This is a genomic window from Pantoea sp. CTOTU49201 (genome assembly GCF_032054795.1).
Classification (GTDB): Bacteria; Pseudomonadota; Gammaproteobacteria; order Enterobacterales; family Enterobacteriaceae; genus Pantoea; species Pantoea symbiotica.
This window is the reverse complement of sequence record NZ_DAMBSA010000529.1, coordinates 1-2,566: the sequence shown is the minus strand read 5'-3', so window position 1 is coordinate 2,566 and position 2,566 is coordinate 1. Positions and strand designations below refer to the sequence as shown.

At 55.6% G+C, this 2,566-nt stretch carries 2 protein-coding genes; both read left to right on the top strand.

The features are described 5' to 3' along the window. A partial coding sequence (locus RTY00_RS23300) for a glycoside hydrolase family 15 protein (RefSeq protein ID WP_312666544.1) occupies positions 1–1,333 on the top strand: 1,333 nt, incomplete at its 5' end. Positions 1,334–1,529: 196 nt separating this feature from the next. Then, the coding region (locus RTY00_RS23295) for a L,D-transpeptidase family protein (RefSeq protein ID WP_312666543.1) at positions 1,530–2,566 on the top strand (1,037 nt) is incomplete at its 3' end.

Genomic DNA, 2,566 nt, shown 5'->3' with positions numbered 1-2,566 from the left:
GACGCGCGAAAATCACAGCGCAGTAGCGGAATTTACTCTGAAAGCCGGTGAGACCGCCGAATTTGTCTTTGGTAACGATGACGATGCCAACGTGGCCAAGATCGCCACCGAGCAGTGTTTCCATGACACGTTGCAATACTGGCGACGCTGGAGTAGCCACAGTTCCTATCGCGGTCGCTGGCAGGAGATGGTGACGCGTTCGGCGCTGGCGCTGAAGCTGCTAACCTCGCATCAGCACGGTTCAATCGCCGCTGCCGCAACCTTTGGTTTACCGGAAGAGTTGGGCGGCGAACGCAACTGGGATTACCGCGCCTCGTGGATCCGCGATGCCTCATTCAGCATGTACGCGCTGATGCGCCTCGGCTACACCGAAGAAGCGCGTGACTTCACCAAATGGGTCGGCCGCTGCGTCGAGCACAGCCACGATGACACGCCGCACTTACAGGTGATGTATCGCCTCGACAGCGGCACCGAACTGCACGAAACCGAGTTGCTTAATCTTTCCGGCTACGCCAATTCGCGTCCGGTGCGCATCGGCAATGATGCCTGGCGTCAGACGCAGCTCGATATTTACGGCGAGCTGATGGATGCCATTTATCTCGCCAACAAATATGGCGAAGCGATTTCACATCGCGGCTGGAAGTACGTCTCCGATATGATCGATTACGTCTGCGTTAACTGGAATCAGCCCGATGCTGGCATCTGGGAGATGCGCGGTGAGCCGGAGCATTTCCTGCATTCACGCCTGATGTGTTGGGTGGCGCTCGATCGTGCGCTGCGATTAGGCATGAAGCGTTCATTGCCGATGCCGTACGAACGCTGGGATCGGGTGCGCAGCGAGATCCGCGATGATATCTGGCAGAATTTCTGGAACCCGGAACTGGGCCATTTCACCGCTACGCGCGGCGGAACCTTCCTTGATGCGTCGATGCTGCTGATGCCGCTGGTGCGCTTTGTTAGCTCAACCGATCCCGACTGGATTTCGACGCTGGACGCGATTAAAACGCATTTGGTGAGCGACGGTTTAGTTCGACGCTATAACATTCACGAGACGCCTGCCGATGCTTTAACCGGTGGAGAAGGATCCTTTGCCGCCTGTTCATTCTGGTATGTGGAGTGTCTGGCGCGTGCGGGCCGCGTACATGAGGCGCATTTTGAGTTTGAAAAGCTGCTGAGTTACGCCAATCCGCTCGGTCTGTATGCCGAAGAGTTCACTTCGCACGGCGAAGCATTGGGTAACATGCCGCAGGCGTTGACGCACCTGGCATTAGTCAGTGCCGCTTTTTTCCTCAATCGTAAACTGAGTAATGAAGTAACGCTGTGGCAGCCGTGAAAATTCACTTTTTGGGCTGCGGATCCAAGAGAATTGTCTGGTAAAGACAAGGAATTGCGTAAAGTATCTGCAGCCAGTAAAAATCCTGATTTCCATCAATGCGTCAATGCACATATAATGCGCAGCGGGTCATACTGACCACGATGGATTCGACACACTGACAAGCCTGAAACATGGCCATAACGACTTGAAAAACATGAAAATGAGCATTCGCGCGTTCGCTTCACTCGCCCTCGCACTGGCGGCGTTCAGCCAGTCGGCATTTGCAGTAGTCTATCCGCTGCCGCCGGCTAACAGCCGTCTGATCGGCGAAAACATTGAAATCACCGTACCTGATGACAGCAAACTTCCGCTGGAAGCCTTTGCTGCACAGTATCAGATGGGCCTCAGCAATATGCTGGAAGCCAATCCGGGCGTTGACGTTTATCTGCCAAAAGCTGGCACTAAAATGATCATCCCACAGCAGCTGATTCTGCCTGACGCGCCGCGTGAAGGCATCGTGATCAACAGCGCTGAGATGCGTCTTTATTACTACCCGAAAGGCACCAAGACTGTAGTCGTGCTGCCAATCGGTATCGGCGAGCTCGGTAAAGATACGCCGATCAACTGGACTACTGCGGTTGAGCGTAAGAAAGATGGCCCAACCTGGACGCCAACCAAAGCGATGCACGCAGAATATGCGGCACGCGGCGAGAGCATTCCTGCGGTGTTCCCGGCTGGCCCGGATAACCCGATGGGCCTGCACGCGCTCTATATCGGTCGCCTGTATGCAATTCACGGTACTAACGCCAACTTCGGTATCGGCCTGCGCGTGAGCCACGGTTGTGTGCGTCTGCGTGCTGACGACATCAAATGGCTGTTCGACAACGTGCCGGTTGGTACGCGCGTTCAGTTCATCGATCAGCCGGTGAAAGCCACCGTTGAGCCAGATGGTTCGCGTTATGTGGAAGTGCACAACCCGCTGTCGACCACCGAAGAGCAGTTCAACTCACGCGAAGTGGTGCCGATCAACCTGACTTCCGCTGTGACCAAAGTGATTGCCGATGCCAGCACCAACCAGGATGCGGTCAACAACGCTATCCAGGCGCGTAACGGTATGCCGATCAAGATTAACGGTCCAGCAGGCGAGGTTCAGCCAGCACCGGTTCCGGTTCAGGAGTCTTCTGACGCATTGCCGAAAGAAGAGCCAATGACACCGCAAGGTATCAACGGTGCAGCGCCAGCGGCGCAGCC